At 63.0% G+C, this 25,287-nt stretch carries 23 protein-coding genes; 9 read left to right on the top strand and 14 right to left on the bottom strand.

Features of this window, described 5'->3' with window-relative positions; all coding sequences use genetic code 11:
- Positions 1-31: 31 nt before the first annotated feature.
- The 3 genes from ACFX5Q_RS29335 to ACFX5Q_RS29325 form a co-directional block, all read right to left on the bottom strand.
- Positions 32-532, bottom strand: a complete 501-nt coding sequence (locus tag ACFX5Q_RS29335) for a tripartite tricarboxylate transporter TctB family protein (protein ID WP_404283511.1) — start codon at positions 530-532, stop codon at positions 32-34.
- Positions 533-593: 61 nt separating this feature from the next.
- Entirely contained in the window at positions 594-1,586 is a 993-nt protein-coding gene (locus ACFX5Q_RS29330) for a Bug family tripartite tricarboxylate transporter substrate binding protein (RefSeq protein WP_404283509.1), read from the bottom strand.
- A 69-nt stretch (positions 1,587-1,655) separates the two neighbouring features.
- Positions 1,656-2,693, bottom strand: a complete 1,038-nt coding sequence (locus ACFX5Q_RS29325; protein WP_404283553.1) for a 4-hydroxythreonine-4-phosphate dehydrogenase PdxA — start codon at positions 2,691-2,693, stop codon at positions 1,656-1,658.
- Between the two features lie 165 nt (positions 2,694-2,858).
- Between ACFX5Q_RS29325 and ACFX5Q_RS29320 the strand changes: the two genes are divergently transcribed.
- Together ACFX5Q_RS29320 and ACFX5Q_RS29315 are read left to right on the top strand one after the other, a co-directional pair.
- Positions 2,859-3,542 carry a GntR family transcriptional regulator gene (locus ACFX5Q_RS29320; protein WP_404283508.1) on the top strand — a complete coding sequence of 228 codons (684 nt, stop codon included), beginning with the start codon at positions 2,859-2,861 and terminating at the stop codon, positions 3,540-3,542.
- 215 nt (positions 3,543-3,757) lie between these two features.
- Positions 3,758-4,048: a hypothetical protein gene (locus ACFX5Q_RS29315; protein WP_404283506.1), complete on the top strand. Its 291-nt coding sequence runs from the start codon at positions 3,758-3,760 to the stop codon at positions 4,046-4,048.
- Here ACFX5Q_RS29315 and ACFX5Q_RS29310 read toward each other — a convergent pair.
- Positions 4,045-4,710 carry an aldolase gene (locus ACFX5Q_RS29310; RefSeq protein ID WP_404283505.1) on the bottom strand — a complete coding sequence of 222 codons (666 nt, stop codon included), beginning with the start codon at positions 4,708-4,710 and terminating at the stop codon, positions 4,045-4,047. The two genes, ACFX5Q_RS29315 and ACFX5Q_RS29310, sit on opposite strands and share 4 nt — an antisense overlap.
- Positions 4,707-5,684: a LacI family DNA-binding transcriptional regulator gene (locus ACFX5Q_RS29305; protein WP_404283504.1), complete on the bottom strand. Its 978-nt coding sequence runs from the start codon at positions 5,682-5,684 to the stop codon at positions 4,707-4,709. The genes ACFX5Q_RS29310 and ACFX5Q_RS29305 overlap by 4 nt, the downstream gene beginning before the upstream one ends.
- 255 nt (positions 5,685-5,939) lie before the next feature.
- Between ACFX5Q_RS29305 and ACFX5Q_RS29300 the strand changes: the two genes are divergently transcribed.
- The 4 genes from ACFX5Q_RS29300 to otnK are packed head-to-tail and all read left to right on the top strand — an operon-like array spanning position 5,940 to position 10,333.
- Positions 5,940-7,253: an MFS transporter gene (locus ACFX5Q_RS29300; protein WP_404283502.1), complete on the top strand. Its 1,314-nt coding sequence runs from the start codon at positions 5,940-5,942 to the stop codon at positions 7,251-7,253.
- Positions 7,254-7,281: 28 nt separating this feature from the next.
- On the top strand, positions 7,282-8,229 hold the full coding sequence (gene ltnD, locus ACFX5Q_RS29295) for an L-threonate dehydrogenase (RefSeq protein ID WP_404283500.1): 948 nt from the start codon (positions 7,282-7,284) through the stop codon (positions 8,227-8,229).
- A gap of 17 nt (positions 8,230-8,246) precedes the next feature.
- A complete protein-coding gene (otnI, locus tag ACFX5Q_RS29290) occupies positions 8,247-9,059 on the top strand; it encodes a 2-oxo-tetronate isomerase (protein ID WP_404283499.1) in 813 nt (270 codons plus the stop codon).
- A complete protein-coding gene (otnK, locus tag ACFX5Q_RS29285) occupies positions 9,056-10,333 on the top strand; it encodes a 3-oxo-tetronate kinase (protein ID WP_404283497.1) in 1,278 nt (425 codons plus the stop codon). Before otnI ends, otnK begins: the two co-directional genes overlap by 4 nt.
- Positions 10,334-10,840: 507 nt before the next feature.
- Here otnK and ACFX5Q_RS29280 read toward each other — a convergent pair.
- The 7 genes from ACFX5Q_RS29280 to ACFX5Q_RS29250 form a co-directional block, all read right to left on the bottom strand.
- Positions 10,841-11,929, bottom strand: coding sequence for an ABC transporter ATP-binding protein (locus ACFX5Q_RS29280; protein ID WP_404283495.1), 1,089 nt, complete (start codon positions 11,927-11,929; stop codon positions 10,841-10,843).
- Between the two features lie 7 nt (positions 11,930-11,936).
- A complete protein-coding gene (locus tag ACFX5Q_RS29275) occupies positions 11,937-12,989 on the bottom strand; it encodes a carbohydrate ABC transporter permease (RefSeq protein ID WP_404283493.1) in 1,053 nt (350 codons plus the stop codon).
- The gene (locus ACFX5Q_RS29270; protein ID WP_404283491.1) at positions 12,986-14,008 is read right to left on the bottom strand and encodes a carbohydrate ABC transporter permease; all 1,023 of its coding nucleotides are present in this window, start codon (positions 14,006-14,008) and stop codon (positions 12,986-12,988) included. The genes ACFX5Q_RS29275 and ACFX5Q_RS29270 overlap by 4 nt, the downstream gene beginning before the upstream one ends.
- On the bottom strand, positions 14,005-15,273 hold the full coding sequence (locus tag ACFX5Q_RS29265) for an ABC transporter substrate-binding protein (RefSeq protein ID WP_404283490.1): 1,269 nt from the start codon (positions 15,271-15,273) through the stop codon (positions 14,005-14,007). The genes ACFX5Q_RS29270 and ACFX5Q_RS29265 overlap by 4 nt, the downstream gene beginning before the upstream one ends.
- Positions 15,274-15,360: 87 nt before the next feature.
- Positions 15,361-17,865, bottom strand: coding sequence for a hypothetical protein (locus ACFX5Q_RS29260; RefSeq protein WP_404283489.1), 2,505 nt, complete (start codon positions 17,863-17,865; stop codon positions 15,361-15,363).
- Positions 17,862-18,695 carry a 5-dehydro-4-deoxy-D-glucuronate isomerase gene (kduI, locus tag ACFX5Q_RS29255; protein WP_404283487.1) on the bottom strand — a complete coding sequence of 278 codons (834 nt, stop codon included), beginning with the start codon at positions 18,693-18,695 and terminating at the stop codon, positions 17,862-17,864. The genes ACFX5Q_RS29260 and kduI overlap by 4 nt, the downstream gene beginning before the upstream one ends.
- Positions 18,692-19,792 carry a glycoside hydrolase family 105 protein gene (locus ACFX5Q_RS29250; protein WP_404283485.1) on the bottom strand — a complete coding sequence of 367 codons (1,101 nt, stop codon included), beginning with the start codon at positions 19,790-19,792 and terminating at the stop codon, positions 18,692-18,694. The genes kduI and ACFX5Q_RS29250 overlap by 4 nt, the downstream gene beginning before the upstream one ends.
- A gap of 113 nt (positions 19,793-19,905) precedes the next feature.
- Between ACFX5Q_RS29250 and ACFX5Q_RS29245 the strand changes: the two genes are divergently transcribed.
- Positions 19,906-20,973: a LacI family DNA-binding transcriptional regulator gene (locus tag ACFX5Q_RS29245; RefSeq protein ID WP_404283483.1), complete on the top strand. Its 1,068-nt coding sequence runs from the start codon at positions 19,906-19,908 to the stop codon at positions 20,971-20,973.
- Here ACFX5Q_RS29245 and ACFX5Q_RS29240 read toward each other — a convergent pair.
- Together ACFX5Q_RS29240 and ACFX5Q_RS29235 are read right to left on the bottom strand one after the other, a co-directional pair.
- Complete coding sequence (locus tag ACFX5Q_RS29240; RefSeq protein WP_404283481.1) at positions 20,955-21,440, bottom strand: flavin reductase family protein; 486 nt, start codon at positions 21,438-21,440, stop codon at positions 20,955-20,957. The two genes, ACFX5Q_RS29245 and ACFX5Q_RS29240, sit on opposite strands and share 19 nt — an antisense overlap.
- Positions 21,440-22,597 carry an LLM class flavin-dependent oxidoreductase gene (locus tag ACFX5Q_RS29235; protein ID WP_404283479.1) on the bottom strand — a complete coding sequence of 386 codons (1,158 nt, stop codon included), beginning with the start codon at positions 22,595-22,597 and terminating at the stop codon, positions 21,440-21,442. The genes ACFX5Q_RS29240 and ACFX5Q_RS29235 overlap by 1 nt, the downstream gene beginning before the upstream one ends.
- Positions 22,598-22,724: 127 nt before the next feature.
- Between ACFX5Q_RS29235 and ACFX5Q_RS29230 the strand changes: the two genes are divergently transcribed.
- Positions 22,725-23,462 carry a GntR family transcriptional regulator gene (locus ACFX5Q_RS29230; protein ID WP_404283477.1) on the top strand — a complete coding sequence of 246 codons (738 nt, stop codon included), beginning with the start codon at positions 22,725-22,727 and terminating at the stop codon, positions 23,460-23,462.
- Positions 23,463-23,523: 61 nt separating this feature from the next.
- On the top strand, positions 23,524-24,597 hold the full coding sequence (locus ACFX5Q_RS29225) for a Gfo/Idh/MocA family protein (RefSeq protein ID WP_404283552.1): 1,074 nt from the start codon (positions 23,524-23,526) through the stop codon (positions 24,595-24,597).
- The last annotated feature ends 690 nt before the right edge of the window (positions 24,598-25,287 follow it).

Here is a 25,287-nt window from a genome sequence, read left to right as displayed (position 1 = left end):
TTCCTCCCCAGGATGCTTGCTGGACTGCGGATCAATAGATGCCGAACCACGCCTCGACTGGCCCTTTGAGAAGAGGAACCTTGAAACCCACCTCGAAGACGACGAAGAAAACCGCGGCCACGGCCAGCCCCGACGACAGTGCGATCCACCATTTGTATCTGCCCTGGAAATGCATCGCGCACGCCATGTACAGCGCGGTTCCAACGTAGAGGCCAAGGAAACTGGAGACTGCTGCGTATCCGACGAGCGGCAGCAGAAAGGACGCGACCGATTTGATGCGTCGCGCATCCAGAAAGATCACCCCGAGCTTTCGATGTCTTGTCACCGCCAGCAACATGTTCATGACGCTGCCTAAGACAATCAGAAGGCCGACATAGAAGGGGAAATAGCCGGCATCTGGCCCCATTTCGGTCCAGCCGGCACCTGCCTCGGTTGAGCCATAGCACACCGCCACGCCTAACGCGGCTGTCGCTGCTGCAACCAATATCTCCATTGCAAAGCGGGAGATGCCTCTCGCACCGTCGCTGCTCATAACCGACCTCCCGGTAAGAGGCGAGCGCCCGAAGGGCGCCCGCGCGTGACTTCGAAAGATATCAGTTGGCGAGCCAACCCTCACGCTTCAGGATTTCGCTCACCGAAGCTTCATCCGACTTTATGAAATCGGCGAACTGCGCGCCGCTCATGTAGTCGGCAGACTGCGAGGTGTCGGCGAGATACTTCGCCCATTCGGGCGTCTCGGAGACTTTCTTCAGGACATTCGCGTAGAAGTCGACGACATCCTGATCTACGCCGGCCGGCAGCCACACGGTGCGTGGCATATTGTAGTCCGCGATCGGAATGCCGGAGTCCTTGCATGTCGGGATATCGGCCCAGCTCGCGTCACCTGCGACCTTGGCATCGTTCCTCAGCCTTTCCGATTTGAAGACGCAGACGGGTTTGACCATGCCCGCCTGCCACTGGCCGAGATTTTCGCTTGGATTATTGACATTGGCCGCGACATGGCCGCCCGCGAGTTGGACCGCAGCTTCGCCCCCGCTCTTGTAAGGAACGTAGCCGAGATTGGCACCAGTCGCCTCGTTGATCATGATGGTCAGGATCTGATCGGTATCCTTAGACTGGCTGCCGGCGACCTTGAATTTGCCCCCTGCTTCCTTCGCCTTTGCGACGAAATCGGCCGCCGTCTTGTAGTCCGCCTTGCCGTTGACCCAGAGAATGAACTCATCGGCGGCCAGTGCAGCCACCGGCGTCAGGTCGGCCGAAGCGTACGGCACTTTTGCACGGATCGGCAGCAGATAGGCATTGTTGGTGCCGAAGGCGAGCTTGAAATTATCGCCCTTGGCCGTCGCAGTATAGACAAAGCCCTCGGCGCCGCCGGCACTGCCTTTGTTGGTAACGATCACCGGCGCTTTCATCAAATTATACTTGCCAATGATCGACTGGATCGTTCTGGCGAAAATGTCGGTGCCGCCGCCAGCTCCGGCCGTGACGACGAACTCGACTGGCCTGTCTGGATCGAATGCCAGCGCCGGAGTGGCCGCTCCCAGGACTGCCGCCAAGATGGTAGCAATGGATACTGAAGTTCTCATGGATACTCCTCCCTTTGAAAAACCGGCGTAGAGACCTCCCCGCACGCCGATATGCGAAACATTCTTGGTTCAGGCTGCCGCGGAAAGGCCCGCACTGCGTCGCGCCATGCGGGCGGCGAGCAGGACTGCTTCACGGCTGGCGCCGACGTCGGCGATACCCTTGCCAGCGATGTCGTAGGCCGTGCCGTGCGCGGGCGTGCACAGCGGAAAAGGCAGCCCGCCCATCATGGTGACGCCCTTGTCGAAGCCCATCAGCTTCATCGCGATCTGGCCCTGGTCGTGATACATGGTCAGCACAGCCTGGAAGCCTTCTTTCAGCGCCCGAAGGAACACGGTATCGGCCGGGAATGGACCCTCGACGTTCAACCCCAGCGCCTTCGCCTTTGCCACGGCCGGTTCTATGATTTCGATCTCTTCCATGCCGAAGCTGCCACCGTCGCCAGCGTGCGGGTTGAGCCCGGCGACCGCGATGCGCGGATTGTCATAGCCAGCATCCTTGAGGCATCTGTATGTCAGTTGCAGTTCGGCCAGGATGAGATCGACTGATAGGCTGGACGAAACTTCGGCAAGTGGGATGTGCGAGGTAACGCGCGCGTTCCAAACCTTGTCCAGGACGTTGAACTCCCGGACCTTGCCGGTGAAGCCGATCACATCGGCAACGAAGCGGATCTCGTCATCATAGCCCGGATAGGCAAATCGCATCGCCTTCTTGTTGAAGGGCGTGAAACAGACGCCATTTACCCTTCCGGCATTCGCCAGTTCCAGCGCCGTGCGGAAGTTGCGGGTCGCGAATCTTCCTCCGATCAGAGTGGCCTCGCCTCGCTCCACGTCGTTCGGATCAAGATGGCGCAGATCGATAAAGGCGTGTCGGCGGGAATCCGCCCCTTCCAGTCCGTCGAGCGGAATCATTTCGATATCGAGTGTCACGCTGGCAACGCGAGCGCCTTCGTCCAGAACGCGACGATCGCCGATCACGACGAGCTTCGCCGCTTCAAGGATTTCAGGCAGAGCAACGAGCCGCGCCGTCAGTTCAGCGCTTACTCCGGCTGGGTCGCCCATCGCGAGTGCCAACACTGGACGCGAGTCAGCCTCAACCGCAGCAACCATCATTTCCTCTCCGTTTCATCCTGCATACATTGCGCGCCGGTCTGCATCAAGTCTTTTGTATGCTGTATGCAGCATTTTTGTTTCTTGACGCCATCATCGGGAGACTCCATGCTACCGGCGCCAAAGGAGTCGCCGTGTGAGTCTTCCGATCGAGGTGCAGATTTGATGGACGAGGCCATTCCCGTTGAACGCCAGCGTAGCGCCACAGGTCCGATTCAACGCACCGTGCTTCACGAAACCATCGTCAACCATCTGCGCGACATGATCATCGAGGGGGACCTCGCTCCCGGCACCCGTCTTCATGAGGGCCAACTGGGTGAACAACTGGGCGTCTCGCGCACGCCGCTGCGGGAAGCGATCAAATATTTGGCCAGTGAGGGCCTGGTCGAATTGGTGCCAAGCAGAGGGGCAGTCGTGAAGCGTTTCGGCGCCAAGGAAGTTCAGGACATGCTGACGGTCTTGCAGGCAATGGAGGAGCTAGCCGGAAGGTTGGCCTGCGATGTCGGTTCGGACGCGGGGATCGCCGCAATTCGGGCAAGCCATGACGAAATGATCCGATGCTACGAGGCCAGGGATCGAATGCAATATTACAAACTTAACCAGCAGATCCACTCCATGATCGTTGCGTTGTCGGGCAATACGACGCTGATCGATATCCATGGTACGTTGCAGACGCGATTGAAGCGCATCCGCTTCGTTGGCCATGAGGGTCCGGAGAATTGGGCTGCCGCCGTGGCCGAACATAATGAAATGATCGTCGCACTTGGACTGCGCGATGGGGATAGGCTTTCGGAGGTTCTAGGACGCCATCTCCGAAAAGCGTGGGAGCGCGTCCGGCCGCTTCTGTGAAGTCGTGTCGGTGGGCGTTGCTGTGCGCCGCCTGAAGCGCGATCTGCCTGCGCTACGATACTCGGCTGCAGGACATTGAGATCAGGTGCGATCTCATACAGCCGCATGGTCGACACCATGCTTGCCTTTGCGTGATGCGGGCGCATATTCTGCGCGCGTCGGTCTGCTGAGAGCGGTACGAGCGGACCGATCACTATCGGACGTCGACAGGGGTGATGTATGCGGCTGCAGGGTTTCTGGCCCGCAGCGGTCAGCCGTACCGCGTCCTCGATTCCGACGTCGATCCTTGCGCGAAGACCCTTGTCGAGCGCTTCCACGTGTCCCTTCTTTCGAACCACGCGGGCAAGATAGTGGTGGGCGATTGGCAATGGAAATCGATTTCAATCGCACGCCTCCAACGGCTCGTGCCGGCGGGTAATGAGGATTTCGGCAATTTTTCGGCCGCGACGTCGCAGCAACCATATCGTCGGCATCTGACAAGACGGGCGCTGTCTGCAGCGACTTAATGGCCATGCTCGTCATGCTTGGGCAAAGTCAATCCAAAAACCCGAACCAGATCGCTGACCTGCTCCGGCGAAAGGTAGCGGGGGTTTAGGCCGCGCAACAGCAGATAGAGTTTTGCAGTCTCCTCCAACTCCTCGGTGGCGAATACGGCTGCCTCGAGCGTTTCGCCCGCAACCACGGGACCGTGGTTTGCCAGCAGCACTGAGGAGTAGCGTCCGGCAAGGCCCTTGATCGCATCCGCTACGGCCGGGTCCCCGGGGCGGAAGTAGGGAACCAGCGCGGTCTGGCCGGCACGCATCAGATAATAGGGCGTCATCGGTGGAAGTACCGCCTTGGGATCGATTTCGGGCAGCATGGTGATGGCTACTGCATGGGTCGAATGCAAATGAACTATGGCGCGGGCCCCTGCCCGCGTCTCATAGAGAGCCGTGTGCAAGGGAATTTCCTTGGTCGGAGGATCGCCCGAGACAAGTTTTCCCTTTGCGTCGAGGCGGGCAATGCGGGCGGGATCGAGAAATCCCAGCGAAGCATTTGTGGGCGTAACCAGCCAGCCGCCGTCGTCCAGCCGCAGACTGATATTGCCCGATGATCCCGGTGTCAGGCCGCGCTCGAACAGCGAACGCCCGAAGCGGCAGATCTCTTCCCTGAACTTCGCGTCGGTCACGTCGTGGCTCCCTCGATTAGCTCGAACCCGAGATCGATCACCGTCGGTGGTCCGTCAGAGCAGACCAGCCGCGCGCCCATCTCCCCTACGGCGACGCGGGGCGTGAGAATGGTCGACAGCGGCTGCGGGGCGCTGCTCGCCACGTCGAGACCATTGTAGCCGAAAATCGCCAGCCGGTCGGGGATGGTGATGCCGCGGGTGAGGCAGTGGAAATAGCCGCCGATCGCCATATCGTCGTTGGAGAAGTAGACAGCGTCCAATTTCGTGCTGCGCTCCAGCAGGCGCGCCAGCCCGTCTCGCCCAGCTTGGATCGAAGACGAGGCGGGGATGATTTCTTCGCCGGCCAGATCGAGGCCGGCCTCGACAAGTGCCGAGCGAAATCCTGCGAAGCGTTTGGCGGCGCGCAGGTCGCGGTTAAGGTCGTGGCCGACATAGCCGATCTGCCGGTAGCCGCGCGAAACCAGATGGCGCGCGGTGGCGCGTCCCGCCTCGCGGTTGGAAAAGCCGACGACGATGTCGATACCCTCGCCGTCGGTATCTAGCAGTTCGGCCACGCGGATACCAGAGTTGCGCAGCATTGCGCCCGCGCGCTCGGTGTGTTCGAGCCCCGCTACCATGACGCCGGCGGGGCGCCAGCTCAGCAGCGACTCGATGAGGCTCTCCTCGCGTCCCAATTCGTAGTCGGTTACCGCGATGACCGGTTGAAAGCCGGCGCCGACGAGGACTGTGTTCGCCCCACGCAGCATGTCCGGAAAGACGATGTTGCTGAGCGAGGGGATGACAATCCCGACGAGCCTGGAACCGGTGGAAGCCAGCGTCCCGGCAATGCGGTTAGGCACATAGCCGAGGCTTGTTGCAGCATTGAGAACGCTCTCGCGTGTCTTTGCCGAGAAGGATCCATGCCCGCGAAGCACGCGCGAGGCGGTGCTCTCGCCAACGCCGGCTGCGCGCGCGACGTCGGTGAGGGTAATCATCGGCACCGCTCCCATCCCTCGGCTATTTGGTCGACCATTTCCAAGCCCCTAACCCACGCCGCCTCCGAGAGCCATCTGGCCACTCTCAGTTTTGGCACGTCACAGAAGCCAACTCAACCAAATTTTGGCAGCGCTGCCATTTTTCTGTTGGCAGCGCTGCCAATCCATGATATCCGGCAATGCAAGCGCTGCCAAAAGTGAGGTTAAGTGGCGCGAAAACTGGCGACGAACGCCCTCAATCCGGGAGGAAATGAAATGACGGTGCTCACCCCAACGCTGCCGGCTGAAACAGTGGCAGGAATCGAGACCCGGAGAAGCGCCTATAGCAAGGTCTTCTGGCGCATCGTGCCGTTTCTGATGTTGTGCTACGTGGTCGCCTATCTCGACCGCGTCAATGTCGGCTTCGCCAAGCTCGACATGTCCGCCGAACTCGGCTTCAGCGAAACGGTCTACGGCCTCGGTGCCGGCATCTTCTTCATCGGCTATTTCCTGTTTGAGGTGCCGAGCAACGTCATCCTGCACAAGGTCGGTGCGCGCATGTGGATCGCGCGCATCATGATCACCTGGGGTCTGATCTCGGCAGGCTTTATGTTCGTCGAATCGGCCCCGATGTTCTATCTGCTGCGCTTCCTGTTGGGCGTCGCAGAGGCAGGCTTCTATCCAGGGATAATCCTTTTCCTGACCTACTGGTATCCTTCGCACCGCCGCGCCAAGATCATCGCTGTCTTCATGTCCGCAATTCCGATATCCGGAATTTTCGGCAACCCGCTTTCCGGCTGGATCATGGATTCGTTCCACGGTGATAGCGGTCTTGCCGGCTGGCAGTGGATGTTCCTCATCGAGGCGGTTCCCGCCGTCCTGCTCGGCATCGCCGTCTTCTTCTTCCTCGACAATGGCATCCGTGACGCCAAGTGGCTGAGCGAAGCGGAAAAGCGGGTGCTCGAAGAGGAGATCGAGCGCGAGGAACGCCACAAGGAGCAAGCGCATTCAGTCGCCGGGGTATTCCGCGACGGCCGCATCTGGCTGATGTGCCTCATCTATTTCTGCTTCGTGATGGGCCAATACGGGCTGACGTTCTGGATGCCGACCCTGGTCAAGGCGACCGGCGTCACCGGCAATCTGAACATCGGGCTGATCAGCGCCATCCCATTTATCTGTGCCGTCGTCGCCATGAACCTGTTCGGTCGCAGCGCCGACTGGCACCGCGAGCGCCGCTGGCATCTGGTCGTGCCGGCGCTGCTCGGAGCCGTCGGCTTCATCGTCGCCGCTACGTCCTCAAATCCGACGATCGCCATCGCCTTCCTGTCGCTGGCAGCGGCTGGAGCGATCACCTGCGCACCGCTCTTCTGGTCTTTGCCGACAGCCTTTCTGACGGGAACCGGCGCCGCAGCGGGCATTGCGCTGATCAATTCGGTAGGCAATCTGGCCGGCTTCGTCAGTCCTTACCTTGTGGGCTACCTCAAGGACCTGACTGGGACAACGCATGTCGCCATGTATGCGCTCGCCGCCATCCTCGTGGCCGGCGCGATCCTGGTGCTGACGACGCCGGCCAAGCTGGTCAACAAGTGACCCGACGACGCAAAATGGAGTTTCCATGATGACTGTTCACGCTGTGCAAAAGGAAAACCCCGTGGTGACCAAGGCGACCAGGGTCGCCGTGATCGGCCTCGGCTCGATGGGGTTCGGGATGGCACAGTCGCTCAAGCGGGCCGGATTCGAGGTGACCGGCTTCGACATCGACGATGCGGTGGTTCAGCGCTTCGTCGCCGACGGCGGGCGGGGGGCACCAACCCCTGCCCAAGCTGCGCGGGCCGCGGATGTCGTGGTGTCAGTCGTGGTCAACGCCCCGCAGACCGAAGCCATCCTCTTCGGCGCGGGTGGCGTTGCCGAGACGCTGGCCGAGGGGACGGTCTTCGTCTCCTCGGCCACGATGGATCCCGATGTCGCGCGCAAATTGGCTGCCCGCCTGGAGGCGACCGGAAGGCTCTATCTCGACGCGCCGATCAGCGGCGGCTCGATCCGCGCGGCCGACGGTGCGCTGACCATTCTCGCCTCGGGCTCAGCTCCCGCCTTCGCCAAGGCGCGACCCGTGCTCGATGCCATGGCTGCCAAGATCTACGAGCTGGGCGAAGAGCCAGGCGTCGGCGCGGCTTTCAAGATGATCAACCAACTGCTCGCTGGCGTGCACATCGCCGCAGCAAGTGAAGCCATCGTGTTTGCCGCCCGCCAGGGGCTCGACCTCCGCAAGGTCTACGAGGTGATTACGGCTTCGGCCGGCAGTTCCTGGATGTTCGAGAACCGGGTTCCGCACGTGCTCGACGGAGACTACACGCCGCGGAGCGCGGTCGATATCTTCGTCAAGGATCTCGGTATCATCCAGGACATGGCCCGCAGCGCAAAATTCCCGGTGCCGGTTGCAGCCGCCGCGCTGCAGATGTTCCTGATGACGTCGGCGGGCGGAATGGGGCGTGACGACGATGCCTCGGTCGCCCGGCTCTACGCACGCATCACCGGCATCGAACTGCCCGACGCAACGCAAGCCTGACCAGGAACGGATCATTCATGCCTCGCTTCGCCGCCAATCTGACCATGATGTTCAACGAATGGCCGTTCCTCGACCGGTTCGATGCGGCCGCGGCCGCCGGCTTCACAGCGGTAGAATTCCTGTTCCCTTACGAGCACACGCCGGAAGCGGTCGGCGAGCGCCTCGGGCGGAACCGTCTGACCCAGGCCTTGTTCAATCTCCCGCCCGGCGACTGGGCTGCAGGCGAACGCGGCCTTGCTGCCTTGCCCGAGCGCTTCGATGAGCTAAAGGCCGGCGTCGAGACCGCGCTCTCCTACGCCGAGGCCACCGCTGCACAGCGCCTCCATCTCATGTCCGGGCTCGGCTCGCGCGAGGACAAGGGCGCCGTCCATGCCTATCGAAAAGCTGTGACCTGGACCGCCGAAAAACTGGCGGATCGCGGCATGGACCTGGTGATCGAACCGATCAATGGCCGCGACATGCCGGGCTATTTTCTGAACGACTTCGCCTTTGCGGAATCGCTGATCCACGACCTCGCGCTGCCCAATCTCAAGCTTCAGTTCGACATCTACCACCGTCAGGTCCTGCATGGGGATGTCACGATGGCCCTACGGAGCCTGTTGCCAATTATCGGGCACATCCAGATCGCAAGCGTACCCTCAAGGCACGAACCCAGCTGTGAAGAACTTGACGATCGATTCATCTTCGCGGAGTTGGACCGGTTGGGCTATGACGGTTTTGTCGGCTGCGAATATCGGCCGAGGGCTGGGACGCTTGACGGGCTTGGCTGGTTCGCCCCCTTTGCCGGAGAGCACCACCGGCTCTCAAAAGCCGTCGGAGCCCTTCCATGACCCTCGCCCTTGGCTGTATCGCGGACGACTATACCGGCGCATCAGACTTGGCGAACACCTTGGCGAAACAAGGCTTGCGTACGGTTCAAACCATCGGGATTCCATCAGCTGACCTGCCGCTACCCGAAATCGACGCTATCGTCATCTCGCTGAAAATCCGTTCGGTCGCCGCATCCGAAGCGGTTGAACGCGCCCGCGCCGCCCACGATTGGCTCCGCACCCGCGGCGCAGCGCACGTGATGTACAAGATTTGCTCGACCTTCGATTCTACCGATGCGGGCAATATCGGCCCGGTCCTCGATGCCTTGCGCGCTGATGCCATTGAAACATCGGTTCTGGTGACGCCGGCCTTTCCCGAAACCGATCGCACCGTCTACAAGGGCAATCTATTTGTCGGTGCGGTTCCGTTGAATGAGAGCTCGCTCAGGGATCATCCTCTCAATCCCATGCGCGATGCCAATCTGGTACGCGTGCTGGCTAGGCAGACCACCGGGACGGTTGGGCTAGTCGAGCTCGCTACCGTCGCTCAGGGAGCGGATGCAATCCGCACAAGACTAGAACAGCTTTCTGCCAGCGGGACGGGAGCGGCCGTCGCCGACGCCGTTTTTGAGAGCGACCTCGAAGCAATCGGCACGGCAGCGTTAGTCCAACGCCTGTCGGTCGGAGCATCTGGCTTGGGATTGGGTCTCGCCCGGGGCCTGATCGCTGCCGGCGCCGCACGGCGATACGAACGGTCAACACAGGCCCAGCGGATCAGCGGTCCTGCAGCATGTCTTGCCGGCAGCTGCTCAACGGCGACGCTGAAACAGATTGCCAAAGCCGAACAGACGATGCCTGTCCTGAGGCTTGATCCGGAGACATTGGTAAGCGATCCTTTGGAGACAGTAGAACGTGCCCTCACTTGGGCGACGGAGCACCTTGCCAAAGGCGCTATTCTGATTGCCAGCAGCGCGCCCCCGGATGAGGTTTCCAGACTCCAGGAACGCCATGGAGGGGGGGCGGCCGGCCACACTATCGAGCGCGCCCTCGCGACGATTGCAGCGGGGCTGGTCGAGTTGGGAGTCCGCAGGCTGGTCGTTGCCGGTGGCGAGACATCTGGCGCGGTCGTTGATCGCCTGGCGATTCCAGCCTTCGAGTTAGGCCCGGAAATCGCGGCGGGCGTACCCGTGTTGCGAGCGCTGGGAGGTCAGGACGGCGAAATGGTGCTCGCCCTTAAATCAGGCAATTTCGGCGGTGACGACTTCTTCTCGGACGCCTTGGCCATCATGGCGTAGGGCCAAGTAGCGCTCTAAGCCGCAGAAGGTCGAATGACCGCACCCGCCTCGATCTGATGGCAGCTAACGAGGCCTTCGCCCCTCAGGCCATCGCCGTCAATCGCGAAATGGGTTGTGACAGCGACATCAACGTCACTGGGGGCGAAAAGGCCAACGTCAGTCTAAGGCCACGATGCAGTGATCGGCGCGCTCGGCACACCCGCAAGCTCGCTTCACGAAGTGACGCTCCTTTCCACCGCGACTCGATTCCTCGCCAAAACTGATTCTACGATCGATAAGCGGCGCATTTCTGACTTTCAGCTAGGATTCCGGTTTTGGCCGTCAGCGAACTGTCTGCTTAGGAGGCGATATGAGCGATTTCGGTAGTCAAGCTTGGCTTGTGTATCGCCGTCCCTGTGATTGGTCGCCTATTCGAAGCGGCTATCGCGATCGCGATCCAGCTCCAGCTCGAATTGTCGCGCCTGCGCGGCGAGTCCGGACGCCTTGCGGCCAACGCTTCCTTGCCAGCTAGCACGAGGCGACGCGCAGCCCAGCGGAATCGAAAAGATGCATCCGCTCCGGCGGCAGAGCGAGGCTGAGCGGCGCGCCTTGTGCTTCGACGCCTTGCCGCTTGACCACGGCGACCAGCTTGTTGTCGCCGGCGATGGTGGCGTGCACCACGGTTTCCGGCCCCAGCGCTTCAGCCAGCGTGACGTGTGCTTCCACCGCCCCCTTGCCGCCGTCCGAAAGTTCGATGTCATGTGGCCGGATGCCGAGTGTGGCATCGTCTCCCGGCTTCAGCGCGCTGCCGTCGACTGCCACCGTGGCCGAAAGCCCGCCCGGCCCTTCGACATGCACTTCGTTGCCGCTGGCCGAACGCACCTTGACCGGCAAAAGGTTCATGCGCGGCGCGCCGATGAAGCCGGCGACGAACAGGTTTGCCGGCGCGTTGTAGAGATCGAGCGGCCGGCCGACCTGTTCGACCTTTCCGGCCCGCATCACCACGATACGGTCGGCGAGCGTCATCGCCTCGACCTGGTCGTGGGTGACATAGATCATCGTCGTTGCCAGCCGCTTGTGCAGGGCTGCCAGTTCGGCGCGCGTCGAGATGCGCAGTTCGGCGTCGAGGTTGGACAGCGGTTCGTCGAGCAGGAACGCGGTCGGGTTGCGCACCACCGCACGGCCGATCGCCACGCGCTGTTTCTGGCCGCCAGAAAGCTGCCCTGGGCGGCGGTCGAGATAGGGCGCGATTTCCAGCATCCGCGCCGCTTCCGCGATGCGCTGGTCGATCTCGGCCTTCGGCGTGCGGATGTTTTCGAGCCCGAAGGCAAGGTTCTGGCGCACGCTCATATGCGGGTAGAGCGCATAGGACTGGAACACCATGGCAAGCCCGCGCTGCGCGGCCGAAACCTCGGTGACGTCGGCGCCGTCGATCTCGATCTTGCCGCCGGTCGGCCGGTCGAGCCCGGCGATCAGCCTGAGCAGCGTGGACTTGCCGCAACCCGACGGGCCGACGAGGACCAGCATCTCGCCGTCGCCGACGTCGAGATTGATGTCGTGCAGGATCTTCACCTTGCCGTAGGCGCGATCGATGTTGGTCAGCGTTATCCGTCCCATGGCGCCCTCATTTCAGCCCGGTGCCGGCGATGCCGGACGTGATGTAACGCTGCAGGAAGACGAAGACGAGGACGACGGGGATCATCGTCACGACGGTCATCGCCAGGATGTAGTGCCACTGCACGTTGAGCTGGCCGGCATAGGTGTTGAGCCCGACCTGGAGCGTGTAGAGCTCCTTGCGCGACAGCACCACCAGTGGCCACAGGAAGTCGTTCCAACGCCAGACCACCGAGAAGATCGCCAGCACCGCGAGCGCGGGTGCCGCAAGCGGCAACACGATGCGCCAGTAGATCTGCCATTCCGACGCATTGTCCATGCGCGCCGCGTCGAGCAACTCGTCCGGGATGGTCAGCATGTATTGGCGTAGCAGGAACACGCCGGTCGGCGTCGCCACAGTCGGCAGGATCACGCCCCACAGCGAATCGAGCAGGCCGACGGCGCTGACCACCGAATAGAGCGGCACCAGGATCACCGACAGCGGCACCATCAGCGTGCCGACGATCAACAGCATGGTGAGATCGCGGCCGCGAAACTTGTATTTCGACAGGGCGAAGGCTGCCATCGAATTGGTGAGCAACGTGATCAGCGTCGCCATCGCGGTGACGAAAACCGAATTGCGCAGGTAGCGCATGAAGTCGAAATGGACGAAGGGTTCGGTGTAGTTGCCTGTGGCAAACCCGATTTCGCGCACCGGCTGCCGATCGGCGATATTGACCTTGATGATGTCCTTCGGCGCCTTGGGGTCGACCATCTGCGCCACGATGCCGATGCGCCGCACCTCGGCCATGACCTTGGTCGAACCGTCCGCCTGCTTCACACGGTAGAGCGCCAGCGGCTTGTCGTGACCTTCGACGCTCGCCTGCTGGCTGACATAGGGCAGGATTGTCGGTGGGAACTCGGCGAGTTGCGCCGGTGTCTTGAACGACGAGCCGACTAGCCAGACGGCCGGACCGAACATGATGACGAGACCGCCGACCAACCACAGCCAGCTGACGATATCCGTCCAGTGCCAGAAACGGCCGCCGCGCCGACGAGTCAGGAATGTCGTCACGCCGCTCATTCGCGCGCCCCCTTCCGTTCGCCCCGGCGCCCGACCTGAAGCTGAAGCAGGGTCAGTACGACCAGCACCAGTCCCATCAGGATCGAAGCCGCCGAAGCCAGCCCCGGATTGCGCAGCAGGGAGGCGAAGCCGATCTCATAGATGTACTGCGTGAGATAGAGGGTCGAGGTGCCCGGCCCTCCTCCGGTCAGCACATAGACCTCATCGAAGATCTGCACGGCGCGGATCAGCGCCAGCACGATGACGACGAGCAGGTTCGGCATGAGCAGCGGCAGCGTGATGCGCCAGAACACCCGCGCCGGCTTGGTGCCGTCCATCTCGGCCGCCTCGTAGAGGTCGCGCGGGATCGCCTGCAATCCGGCAAGCAGGATGAGCGTGTAAAAGCCCATATGGGCCCAGACCGAGACGCTGACGGCGGCGGTGAACGCCCAAAAGCGGTCGGTCAGCCAATTGTACGGGTCGCCCCCCAGATCGTGGACGATCAGGTTGAGCAACCCCTGGCGTTGCAGGATCCAGCGCCAGATCAGGCCGGTGACGACCGGCGACAGCAGCACCGGAAAGAAGAACACCGCACGCCAGAAGCTGCGCCCGACGATCTCGCGGTTGAGGATCAGCGCGGTTATCATCGACACGACCGTCAACAGCGCCACCTGCACGAGGACGAACAGGCCGGTATTGTGGACGGCCTTCCAGAAGAGGTCCTCGCGGCAGGTGGCGGTATCTAGATAGTTGCCGCAATCAAGCAGGCGCTGATACTGCTCCAGCCCGACATAGGTGCGATCCTGCAGGAAATAGGCCGTACCGGACGTGGCTGAATAGAAGAAATTGATGACCAGCGGCACCAGAACGAAGATGCCGAAGATCGCCATGTTCGGGGCGAGGAAGAAGGCGGCCATGCCGCCGGTGCCCGTTGCGCGCTGCCACCATTTGAGCGGCACGTTGACGATCGACGCCAGCCAGACGACCGGCGCCGCCAGAGCGGCGCCCGTCCATGTCTTCAATGTCGCGACGGCGATCACTTTGCCTCGGCAACCTTGTCGGCGATATCCTGATCGATCTTGCTCCAGGCTTCGTCGAGGGTGAGTTCGCCGGCCATAACCTGGCTGACGCGGGTCACCAGTGCGGCGAAATAGGCGTTGGCCCATTTCCACGGCGGCAGCGCGTCGGCCGCCGGCAGGGTTTCACCCGCCGCCTTGACGAACTTGTCGAGCGCCGGACCGACATTCTTGTCGGCCGAACCCCATTTCAGCCCACCTTTCGTGATGACGCCCTTGTGCGCCGGCAGGAACAGCGTGCGCTCGCTGAACTCTTTCACGATGTCTTCGCGGGCCAGGTAATCCATGACCTTGGCGACGTCCTTGGGGTTCTTCGTGTATTTGATGGCGACAAGTGCCGCGCCGCCTTTCACGCCAGAACAGCCGGCAGTGCCGCAGGGCGAGCCGGTTGCCACCCAGTCGAAACTGTCGCCGATCTTGGTCGACAGATTGGCGACTTGCCAGCTTCCCGAATAATAGAATGGGATCTGCGCGTTGATGAAATCGTCGGCGGCCGCGCGGTAGGTCGAGCCTGCCGCCGACACCCAGGTATCCTTCAGCATCAGGCCCTTGGCGGTCCAGTCGACGAGCTTGCCAACGAACGCCTTGGTGCCGTCATCGACTTTCGCCGGCTTACCGTCGGGCCCTATATAGTTCGCCCCGTAGGAGACATTCGCACCCGAAATGCGGTGGCCGGAGCGGTCGATCGCAAACGCTGCCGGAAGCTGCTGGCTCTTCGCCACTTCGGCGGCGGCGTTGACCCAGTCGTCCCAGGTCGCCTTGTCGCCGGGCAGCGCCACGCCCGCCTGTTCGAACAGCGTCTTGTTGGCGAAGCCGCCGGTGAGCGTGAGCTGGGTCATGAAACCGGTGATGGCCTTGGAGCCGTCGGGTCGCATCCAGTCCAGTGTGTCGCCGAAATTGTCGTCCCAGTATTTCGGGTCGGCCACCAGCGGCCTGAGATCGAGCCAGTGCTGGGCGAGTTCCTTGATGTTGGTGACGCGGGCGATGTCCGGGCCCTGGCCCGCTTCGAGCTGGATGGGGAGCTGCTCCTGGATCACCTTGTAGGCGACGTTGTCGAGCGTGACGTGAATGTCGGGATTGTCCTTCATAAAGCGGTTCAGAAGGTCCTGGATGACATCGCCTTCGACACCGTCCGAGTACCACATGATGCGCACGTCGCCGGCGAATGCGCTGGTCGATGCGAGCAGGCTGACCGATAGCGCGGCCAGCAAAGTGCGGGTCTTCTTCATGCTTTCGTCTCCTCCTTTGTCCGGGGCTGCACCCCGATGGTTCAAGCCGCCACGCCCTCTCCTCTTGAGGGCCGCAGCTGATTCCTCCTATTCCCTGCGCTTCATGCGCGTCGCCTCACCGCGCACGGTCCAGTTGGCCGGATCGAGTGTCCGTCCCTCAGCGACCACCTTCGCGTCGGCGAGGAAACGCACCGTGCCGTATACCGGATCCTCGACGATCAACTCGCCGTCGGCGCCCGACCGCACCGACAGGTCCGCAAAGACCGACGCCCAGGCGTCGAGCGCTGGCAGATCGGCATCCCGGCCGCCGAGACGGACGATCCATGTCGCCTTGCGCCCCGCTGCCCGCAACTCGTTGCCGGCCGTCGGTCCGCCCTTGACCTCAATCAGCGGCACATCAGTCTTCAGCATGACGAAGGCGTTGCCCGATTGCGCGAACGCCCGATGGCTATCCACTTGCACGGCATCGAAGGTGCTGGCCGGAAACCAGGCGTGCGTAAAGTCGGGCTGTTCGTCCGAGCACAAGAAGCTGACGACGGCGAGGTCGCGGTATTGGTGAACTCGCGGCAAGGTGCCGGAACCGCCCCAGTAGGACGGTCGGCCGTAGCCGGACTGCAGGACTTCGCCCGGGTGGTTGACCCAAATCTGCGCATCTGGATTCTCGCCCAGCCGGGCTTGAACGACGGTCTCCTGATACCCCCACTGGTTCCAACGATAGCCGGCGGCGCTGCCCATCGCATGGTTACGCGTCTTGTGGTGATAGAGCCGCGCGAAGCGGTCCTGTCCCTGCGCGAAAGTCCATTCCCACGCCGTATCGTCCGTGAGCGAGGCAATCGCCGCCAGCTCGGCGGGAACACTCAATCCGTGATCGCGCAGACAGAGCGCCAGCTGCGGCAACGCGTGGAAGCGCATTCCGTAATTGCCCTTGCCCCAGACCATGCGGCATATGCCCGACAGTTCCAGCGAACGCGCGGCGCGCAGCGTGTGCTCATAGGATCGGCCCTGCGCGCCGGTGAGGATCCCGTGTTGGGCGGAGCGGGCGACGATTTCCAGCAAGCGGATGACCGCCTTGCCGGCACGGTCCGCGATGTCCTTGTCCGGGGCCAGCGCGTAGAGCGCGCACAGGCCCTTGAGGTCGATCGGGAAATAGGGCGCCGAATTGAATTCGGCCATCTCCCAAGCTTCGAAATGGTCGAGCCAGGCGCGCACCCGCGCCGCCCCCACCGCTGATTGCTCGCGGCCAAGGCGGCCCGACCGCACGAAGCGCGCATCAGGCAGAAGCCCGCCGGCGATGTAGGCGGCGGTGTGGAAGAGCAGCGCGTGGTTCTCGGAAAAATACCACTGCACATCGTTGCCGGGCTCATCCATCCAGTAGCGATAGCCGAGTATGGCCTTGTCGACACGCGCGCAGAGGTTCGCTGCCAGCCGATCGCCATAGGCCTTGCGGCACCACAACAGCGGCACCAGGATGAAATCGGCGCAGTCATGGCAATCCTCAATCGCCGGCAGCGCGCCGGAGATCATGGCTTCGGTCTCGGCACCCTCCTGCCCGATCGCCAGACGCGCCAGTGCGCGCACCGTATCGGCCTCGGCGTGCTCGGCGACTTCACTGAGCGCCTCGTCGATGCGCGCGGCAAGCGTTGCCGCTGCGCTGCCCTGGCGGCGCGCGTGGCAGATCTCGACGCCGAAGACACGCGATACGGCTTGGTCACCGACGGTCAGCGTCACCTTGAAGTGGCGAAAATCGGCGGGCAGTTGCTCCGTGTCGGCGATCGGCAGCCGTTTCTGACCTTTGGTCAGATCGAAGGCGAAGCGCACCGGCGCCTCGATGGACATGAAATCACCCTCGATCTCGACCGCGACCCGAGCATCGCGCGGCAGCGCCACGCCAGTGGCCAGCGCCACCTCGCCGCCATCATAGGCGGGACGCTCGAAATGCATGTCGTCGAGGGCTGCTTCCATCGCATCGGCTATGTTGCCCTCCACTTCGATCGGCAACGCGACGGAGACAGCGGGTCCCGACAGATAGTCGAGCTGGAAATAGTAGCGGGCGTCGCGCTCGGCGAGATCGTCGAACCATATGCGGATGTCGTTGCGGCCAGCCTTCAGCGTGATTCGAAATTCCTCGGCGCTTTCCAGATTGCGGCCGTAGGGCGCCATCCAACCGGCTTCAGAGCCATTGGCGAAGAGTATGGCGCCGCCGCATGTGCGCAGCCGCACCAGCGCCTCACCGGCCGTGGCGGCTTCGATGGCCGTCTCGGCCCAGCTTCCGAGCATGGTCGGCCGGAACCAGAAGCCCGACAGGTCGACGCGCGGCGAGGCAAAGGGCAACCAGATGCGTTCGGCATTGAACTCGGCGCCGATCTGAGGCCGCTTGCCGCGGCGCTCCGCTGCGAACTCAGTGCGGCACGGATATTCATGCGGAATGAAATTCTTATGCTTGGTCAGGAAGAAGAAGGGATCCATCTCCCCCTTCATCGGCTGGTCGGCCACGTCGTAGCGCTGCTCGGCGATAGAACCCAGCCGCCAGTAGACGATCGGCTGCCCCGTGGCGACCGGCCGGCGCAAGGCAAAGTCGGCGGCCGCACTCATCGCAAATCCTTCACGTCAACGGGATCGACATCGGTGTAGGCCTGGTTCTCGCCGGTCATGCCCCAGACGAAGGCATAGGGACCGGTGCCGGCGCCCATATGGACAGACCAGGCCGGCGACAGGACGACGTCGCCATCGGCAACAACCAGATGGCGGGTATTGTCGGGCCGGCCCATCAGGTGGACGATCCGGTCCGCCGCTGCAAGGTCGAAATAGCAATAGGCCTCCATGCGCCGCTCATGCAGATGCGGCGGCATGGTGTTCCACACGCTGCCCGGCGCGAGGTCGGTGATGCCCATCAGCAAGAGGCAGGAGGGCGCCACCTCGGGATGGATGTACATGCGCAGCGTGCGCTTGTTGGCGCGAGCCTCCTCGCCCAGCACCATCGGCTTGGCTTCGCCCTTGGCAATGAGACGGTGAGGGATGTCGGCGCCGACCGGCACCGAGTTCATGTAGAAGCACGCCGGCCTCTCCGGATCGTCGCTCTGCAGGGTCACCTCGCGTGCCCCGCGCCCGACATAGACGACGTCGCGGTTGGCGACGACGAAGCGCGTGCCGTCCACGGTAACGGTGCCGCTGCCGCCGAGATTGGCGATGCCCATTTCGCGCGCGGTGAAGAAGAGCTCGGTGCCAACATCGGCTCCACTGCCGAACATTAGCGGGTTGGCCAGCGGCACCGCGCCGCCAACGATCATTCGGTCGATATGGGTATAAACGAACTCGATCGTGGCTGGCCGGAAAAGTCCGTCGACCAGGAATTCGGCTCGCAGCCGCTCGGTGTCCATGCCGGCAATATCCGCCGGCGAAGCGCCGTAGACCGTCCGCATCATGCCGCCTCCACCTTCGCCTGCAGGTGCCGCGAGCCTTCGGTCAGGCACAGTATGGCCAGCGCCTGCCCGTAGCCCGTCGGCTGGATCGGGATGTCGCGGTAGAATTGCAGATCGTGCCCCATGCGGGTGCCGTAGGACACGTTCGTCACCACACCTTTGTCGTCGATATTGGCCACCACGGCTTCCAAGGCGCGGCGGCCGGCGGCGCGACATTCCGCTGGGCCGATTCCAAGCCGCGCAGCCTTCATCAGCCCATAGCCGAAACCGGCGGTGGCGGAGATCTCTTCATATGAGGTCGGGTCGTCGAGGAGGGTGTGCCATGCGCCCGAACCCGTCTGCAGCTTAACCAGGGCTTCGATCTGCGTCTCCAGCACGCCAAGCAGGTAGGCGCGCACCGAGGGCGTGATCTCGGCGAACTCGACCAGGTCGAGGATGCCCACCGTGATCCAGGCATTGCCCCTCCCCCAAAGGGCACGGGCGAAATTGTGCCGGCCCTGGAACGTCCAGCCGTGGAACCACAGGCCGGATGCCGGATCGGCGAGATAGCGGGCGTGGACGAGGAATTGCCGTTCCGCTTCCTCGACGAAGCGTCGCTCGCCGGCGGCCTGGCCAAAGGAAGCGAGAAACAGCGCCACCATGAACAGCGTGTCGTCCCACAATTCGTCGTCGTTGACCCGGTCCGAAACATTGTGCTGGAAGCCGCCTTCGGGCGTCCGCGGCATGTAGCTAACGACCTGCTCGGCCCATTGGCGCAAGACCGGCTCAAAGCGCGGCTGGCGCCGGCGCCGCCACAATTCGCTGAGCGCCAGCAAGGGCGCGGTGGTGTTGACATTCATCGGCGGGAGACCGGCCGCGATGCGTCGGTCGTACCAAGCCTCGATCGTCTGCAGCAGCTGCTCGTCGCCGGTTTGCGCCCACAGCCGGACCAGCCCGTAGAGCCCGACGCCCTGCGGCCATTCCCAGCTGTCGAAGCTGACATAGTCGCCCGGCGTCCCGTCGAGATTTGGCTCGTGGAACCGCCCGTCATGGCGCAAGCCGGTCATGCCGGCCACGAGGCTGGCAAGCGCGGATTTCAGGCGTTCGGCCGACAGCGGCATCACTCCTCCTCCCGTTCCTCCTCTCCCGCCACAACTGTTCCACAGGCATTTTTCTTGCGCAATCTGAAAATTTTTTGCAGTATTGAGCACTTTGCCGGAGACGCAGGAAACGCATGACGATTCAGGGCAAGCGCGGTCGCCCCAGCCGGCGCATTCGACTTGAGGAGATCGCGGCGCGCTGCGGCGTGTCGGTAAGCACCGCCTCGCGTGCCCTGAGCGGCGTCGGCGGCGTGAGGGACGAGCTTCGCACCACGATCATCGAGACGGCTAAGTCGATGAACTACGCCATTCCGGCCTCGGTGGCCGGACGCAAGGTCATTCTGGCAGCAAGCAGCGTCGCCATGGTCGACAGCGCCCGCAGCCAGTTCACCTACCATGTGCTTGACGGGCTCAACGAACGCGCCCGGCTGCTCGGCGTCGAACTGGTGACCCGACCGGTCGCCACGCCCGAGGACGAAGTAGTCCTCCTGCGTGAATCCGAGCGCGACGACAGGGTTGCCGGCTGCCTCTTCCTGACGCTGGATGATGACGACGTGCTGACACTGACGGCTGGCTTCGCCAAGCCGATCGTGCTCGTCAATGGCGACGATCCCAAGATGCGCCATTCGAGCGTGACACCCTGCAACCGCTCTGCCGCCATGCTTGCCGCCCAGCACCTGATCGGCCTCGGCCACCGCAGGATCCTGTTCCTGATGCGGCGGGGCCGGCGCACGATCGAGCGGCGCTACGAAGGCTGGCGCGATGCGCTGGTCGCGCGAGGCATCACCGGTTTCGAGGATCTCGCGGTCGAGGTGCAGGATTGGCTGCCGGAGTTGGCCAACAAGGCCGTGAAGGAGCGCATCGCCACGCGCGGCCTTGATTTCACAGCCGTGCTGACCGCGGGCGACAGCCTGGCCTTTGGCGCGATCGCCGGCGTCCAGGAAGCGGGATATTCGGTGCCGGCCGATGTTTCTGTCGTCGGCATGGACGACCTGCCGCTGGCGGCCTTCTGCAATCCTCCGTTGACGGCGATGCATATTCCCATGCGCGAGATCGGATCGGCCGCACTCAGCCTGCTGCTCGACGACATGGCCCATTCGGGTTTGCCACCGCGTCGCGTCGAGCTGGCCTGCAATCTCGTGGTGCGCCAGTCGACGGCACGAGCGCGGGCCGGCGCCGAGCCTCATCTGCAGGCGCCTTGAGTCCGCGACGTGCCGCCGGCAAAGAGCAGCGGCGAACCCTCTTGCGTCTCCAGTTCCAGTACGCGTCCCAAAAGGATCATATGGTCGCCAGCCGGGAAACGGTCGGCGACGCTGCATTCGAACCGCGCCAGTGCTCGCGGCAGCAGCGGCACGCCGTGTGCGTTCCACCTGAGATCGAGATCGGCAAAGTCAGCCCCGGATTTCGAAAAGCGCCAGCACAACTCGGCCTGGTCTTCCGCCATTACGTGGATGGCATAGTGGGTTGAATTGGCGAAGGCGTCGAACCGGCGCGAGTGCCGGCCGATTGACCACAGGACCAGCGGCGGATCGAGCGACACCGACGAAAAACTGTTGGCGGTGATCGCGACCGGCCCGTCTGCCGTGCCGGTGGTGACCACCGTGACACCGGTGGCAAAGCGCCCGAACGCGGTGCGCAACAGGCGCGGATCACACACGACATGCTCCATCAGCGTCGCTCCCCCGTTCCCAGTGGCGTCACGGGGACCCGGTCGGGCACCCGGCCATAGGCGTGCGGCAGCGAACAAGTCTTCAGCTGCGGCAGCACCTTGGTGCCGAAATGGCGTGCTTCGTCGAGATGCGGGTAGCCGGAAAAGATGAAGGCGCGGATGCCCATTTTCATATACGCCTCGATCTCCGACAGAACCTGATCGGCTGAGCCCACCAGCGCCGCACCGCAGCCCGAACGCGCTCGCCCGACTCCCGTCCACAGATGCGGCTCCACGTAACCTTCCGCATCGGCGAGCTCGCGGTTCCTGGCCTGGTGCGATACGCCGAGCGACCGGGCGTCGAGCGCCCGCTCGCGGATCGCCCTGCCCTGCTCGTCGTCCAGCTTCGACACCAACTCGCGGGCATACTCCTTCGCCTCGGCCTCGGTGTCGCGCACGATCATATGGACGCGCAGGCCGTAGTCGAGCGTGCGCCCGTGGTGCGCGGCACGCTCGTGCACGGCTCTCATGCGACCGGCGAGCTCTTCCTTCGTCTCCGGCCACATCAGGTAGACGTCGCACTGTTCGGCGCAGAGCTCGAGTGCATCGGGCGAGTAGCCGCCGAAATAGAGTAGCGGGCCGCCATTCTGCTGATAGGGTTTTGCCGGCGCCGTCGGCACCCGCTTGAAGCGATAGACCTCGCCCTCAAAATCGATGCTGTCCCGGGTCCAGGCCTGGCGCAGGATCTGCACCACCTCGCGCGAGCGCTGGTAGCGGTAGGCGCTGTCGGCCGTCTCGCCCGGAAAGTCGGACGAGATGATGTTCACTGTCAGCCGGCCTCCGAGCATATGGTCCAGCGTCGCTATCGTGCGCGCCAGCATGATCGGCTGCATCTCACCGCAGCGAACGGCGGCGAGAAGATTGATCGTCGAGGTGATCGGCGCGCAGCCGGCAACGAAGCTCAGCGTGTCCTGTCCGACCTGATAGGACGACGGGCACAGGATGTTGCGGAAGCCTAGTTCCTCCGACCTCTTGACGATTTCGGAGCAGTGCGCCCAGCTCGAGCGCAGCCCGCCGTCCGGCACGCTGAGATAGCGGTAGTCGTCGGAGCAGAGCGCGGCGAACCAGGAGACTTCGGCTGCGTCGAGGTCCGGCGAGGTGATTGGGACGATGGTCATTGCCACTCTTTGAAGGTGTTCGTCGCTTTAGGCGCTGCGAATGGGGTTTGCGTAGCACTCGTTTTGATGTAGATCAATACTGTATCAATCTTGGGCAACGGCCCGACGGGCCGGATTAGGAAGCAGAATGCAATTGACACGGGCCGACCCCGGCCACCGATCGAGCCAGATGCGCGGCCCCCTGCCCGTGCACCTGCAGATCAGCGAGATGCTGATCCGTGAAATTGCCGCGGGACGACTGGCCGACGGGGCGCGGCTGCCGACCGAGCGTGAGATGGCCGCGAGCCTAGGGATCGCCGTTGGTACGCTCAGGCGCGCGCTTGCCGACTTGACCGAAAAAGGGCTTCTCGACCGCATCCAGGGATCGGGCAACTACGTGCGGGCGCGCGGCGAGCTGTTCGGCGTCTATGCCTTCTTTCGGCTTGAGCGCATCGGCGGTGGCGGCCTACCGAGCGCCGACATCCTGTCGGTCGAGCGGCTACAGAAGCCCTCCGACTTGCCGGAGTTCGGCAACGCTGAGGAAGCTCACCGCATCCGCCGGCTGCGACGGCTCGACGGCCAGCCGGCCGCGGTCGAGGAGATCTGGCTCGACGCCAACCGCGCCGCGCGGCTCGAGCGCGAGGATCTGTCAGAATCGCTTTATCTCCACTACCGGCTCGCGCTCGGCTTCTCGATCGTTCGCGCTGAGGATCGCATCGCCGTCGCGCCCGTACCGGACTGGGCCCCGGCCGAATTCAGGCCGACGCCGGGGACGGTCGTGGGGTTCATTGAACGCATCGCCTGGGCCGGCGACGGAGCCAGCGTGGAATATTCCCGCAGCTGGTTCGATCCGGATGTGGCGCGCTACGTGACGCGTTTCAGATAACCGGGAAGGAAAACGCCGCGTGACCAAATCATCGATCGGCTACGGCATTGTCGGCTGCGGCATGATGGGCCAGGAGCACATCCGCAACATCGCCCTGCTGCGGGACGCGCATGTCGCCGCGATCTTCGAGCCGGACCCCGGCATGCTGGCAGCATCGCTGGCCATGGCGCAGGGGGCCCGGCCGGCGGTGTCGGTCGCCAAGCTGCTGGCCATGGACGAGGTTGACTGCGTTCTGATCGCCAGCCCAAACCACCGTCACCTCGCACAGTTGGAGGAGATCGCTGAACTGCGGCCGCTGCCGGTGCTGGTGGAAAAGCCGTTGTTCACCGACGCAGCCGACGAGAAGCGCATTGCGGCGCTGAAAGCCCGGATCCCGCTCGTCTGGGTAGCCATGGAGTACCGCTACATGCCCCCCGTCGCCGCCTTCATCGAGCAGGCCGGCGACGCCACCGGCGGCATCCGCATGTTGACCATTCGCGAGCATCGCTTCCCCTTCCTGGCCAAGGTCGGCGACTGGAACCGCTTCAACCGCAACACTGGCGGCACCTTCGTCGAGAAGTGCTGCCACTTCTTCGATCTGATGCGGCTGATCCTCAAATCAGATCCTGTCCGCGTGATGGCGAGCGCGGCACAGGCCGTGAACCATCTCGACGAACGCTACGATGGCGAGGCGCCGGATATTCTCGACCACGGCTATGTGCTGGTTGACTTCGCCAGTGGCGCGCGCGCCATGCTGGAATTGTGCATGTTCGCCGAAGGCAGCCGCTACCAGGAGGAACTCTCCGCCGTCGGCGGCAACGGCAAGATCGAATGTTTGGTGCCCGGGCCGGGCCGCTTCTGGCCGGCGCATCTGGGTCTCGCCCCATTGCCGCAGCTCATCGTCAGTCCGCGCAACCCGCCGGGACCGCGCCTGCTCGAGATACCGGTCGAACCCCAGCTCCTCGAAGCGGGCGACCACAATGGCTCGACCTATTTCGAGCACGCCCGCTTTGTCGCCGCGGTACGTGGGCAAGGCGAAGTGGAGGTGACCTTGCAAGACGGCTGGTGGGCAGTCATCACGGGCCTCGCTGCTCAAACATCGGCCCGCGAAGGCCGTGCCATCGAACTCGCCAGTGAATTCGCGCTGCCGGCCTAGGATGAGCGAACCAAGCGGCCCTCGGCACTTTGCAGTCATTTATGCTCAAGGAAGCGTTCCTGCTATCAACCGCAACTGCTCGTTGGATTCGAACGACGGGAAACGCTTCGTGCGATCGCCTTGCGTTACGACGTTCTCTTTGCCAAGCCGGCATTGCCCATCGTTGTTTCTTCCCCGGAGCAGAGACAGACTGAGCATCAGAAAGCATCAATCCATCCCTTTCGTACGTCGTTGCCGCCGATCACCGCACGGATCGCCCAGCGCCCTTTCGGCGTCAGAATTTCTGTAATAGGTGTAACGGGCGTCTTCGATAAGAAGGAAAGTAGGCGCGGCGCGCTCACTTCGGGTGTAGGCGACGCTAAAACTTCCACTGCAAGCGCAATGCCTTCCAAGGCAGATTGTAAAGAGACACGGTTCCTGACGATACAAAGGTCGCTTGCGCCGACTGTCGCCCTAAGCACAATAGCGCCTGCTCAGGAACGGGTTTCGAGACGTAGCGGAACTCCATTCAGTGCTCTGTCACAGGCTAACGTCAGCACCATTGTGGTTGCGAGATAGGTTGCTTCGGCGGTCTACTCGACAATCGGACTGTTCATGTCTGCAGATCGAAAACCATCTCAATACAAATCCACATCGATTAAAAACGTTCGCTATAATGAAGGAATTGTTGAGGTGATCATTGGAGAATAT

Origin of the sequence: Mesorhizobium sp. IMUNJ 23033 (assembly GCF_044778005.1) — a bacterium.
Lineage (GTDB): Bacteria > Pseudomonadota > Alphaproteobacteria > Rhizobiales > Rhizobiaceae > Mesorhizobium > Mesorhizobium amorphae_A.
The sequence above is the reverse complement of the archived record's forward strand: the minus strand, read 5'-3'. Positions and strand labels throughout refer to the sequence as shown.

Excerpts from the sequence above, each read along its gene's own strand:
- ACFX5Q_RS29335 (WP_404283511.1), bottom strand. The coding sequence starts at position 532 with ATGAGCAGCGACGGTGCGAGAGGCATCTCCCGCTTTGCAATGGAGATA.
- ACFX5Q_RS29330 (WP_404283509.1), bottom strand. The coding sequence starts at position 1,586 with ATGAGAACTTCAGTATCCATTGCTACCATCTTGGCGGCAGTCCTGGGA.
- ACFX5Q_RS29325 (WP_404283553.1), bottom strand. The coding sequence starts at position 2,693 with ATGGTTGCTGCGGTTGAGGCTGACTCGCGTCCAGTGTTGGCACTCGCG.
- ACFX5Q_RS29320 (WP_404283508.1), top strand. The coding sequence starts at position 2,859 with ATGGACGAGGCCATTCCCGTTGAACGCCAGCGTAGCGCCACAGGTCCG.
- ACFX5Q_RS29315 (WP_404283506.1), top strand. The coding sequence starts at position 3,758 with ATGTATGCGGCTGCAGGGTTTCTGGCCCGCAGCGGTCAGCCGTACCGC.
- ACFX5Q_RS29305 (WP_404283504.1), bottom strand. The coding sequence starts at position 5,684 with ATGATTACCCTCACCGACGTCGCGCGCGCAGCCGGCGTTGGCGAGAGC.
- ACFX5Q_RS29300 (WP_404283502.1), top strand. The coding sequence starts at position 5,940 with ATGACGGTGCTCACCCCAACGCTGCCGGCTGAAACAGTGGCAGGAATC.
- ltnD (WP_404283500.1), top strand. The coding sequence starts at position 7,282 with ATGACTGTTCACGCTGTGCAAAAGGAAAACCCCGTGGTGACCAAGGCG.
- otnI (WP_404283499.1), top strand. The coding sequence starts at position 8,247 with ATGCCTCGCTTCGCCGCCAATCTGACCATGATGTTCAACGAATGGCCG.
- otnK (WP_404283497.1), top strand. The coding sequence starts at position 9,056 with ATGACCCTCGCCCTTGGCTGTATCGCGGACGACTATACCGGCGCATCA.
- ACFX5Q_RS29280 (WP_404283495.1), bottom strand. The coding sequence starts at position 11,929 with ATGGGACGGATAACGCTGACCAACATCGATCGCGCCTACGGCAAGGTG.
- ACFX5Q_RS29275 (WP_404283493.1), bottom strand. The coding sequence starts at position 12,989 with ATGAGCGGCGTGACGACATTCCTGACTCGTCGGCGCGGCGGCCGTTTC.
- ACFX5Q_RS29265 (WP_404283490.1), bottom strand. The coding sequence starts at position 15,273 with ATGAAGAAGACCCGCACTTTGCTGGCCGCGCTATCGGTCAGCCTGCTC.
- ACFX5Q_RS29260 (WP_404283489.1), bottom strand. The coding sequence starts at position 17,865 with ATGAGTGCGGCCGCCGACTTTGCCTTGCGCCGGCCGGTCGCCACGGGG.
- kduI (WP_404283487.1), bottom strand. The coding sequence starts at position 18,695 with ATGATGCGGACGGTCTACGGCGCTTCGCCGGCGGATATTGCCGGCATG.
- ACFX5Q_RS29250 (WP_404283485.1), bottom strand. The coding sequence starts at position 19,792 with ATGCCGCTGTCGGCCGAACGCCTGAAATCCGCGCTTGCCAGCCTCGTG.
- ACFX5Q_RS29245 (WP_404283483.1), top strand. The coding sequence starts at position 19,906 with ATGACGATTCAGGGCAAGCGCGGTCGCCCCAGCCGGCGCATTCGACTT.
- ACFX5Q_RS29240 (WP_404283481.1), bottom strand. The coding sequence starts at position 21,440 with ATGGAGCATGTCGTGTGTGATCCGCGCCTGTTGCGCACCGCGTTCGGG.
- ACFX5Q_RS29235 (WP_404283479.1), bottom strand. The coding sequence starts at position 22,597 with ATGACCATCGTCCCAATCACCTCGCCGGACCTCGACGCAGCCGAAGTC.
- ACFX5Q_RS29230 (WP_404283477.1), top strand. The coding sequence starts at position 22,725 with ATGCAATTGACACGGGCCGACCCCGGCCACCGATCGAGCCAGATGCGC.
- ACFX5Q_RS29225 (WP_404283552.1), top strand. The coding sequence starts at position 23,524 with ATGATGGGCCAGGAGCACATCCGCAACATCGCCCTGCTGCGGGACGCG.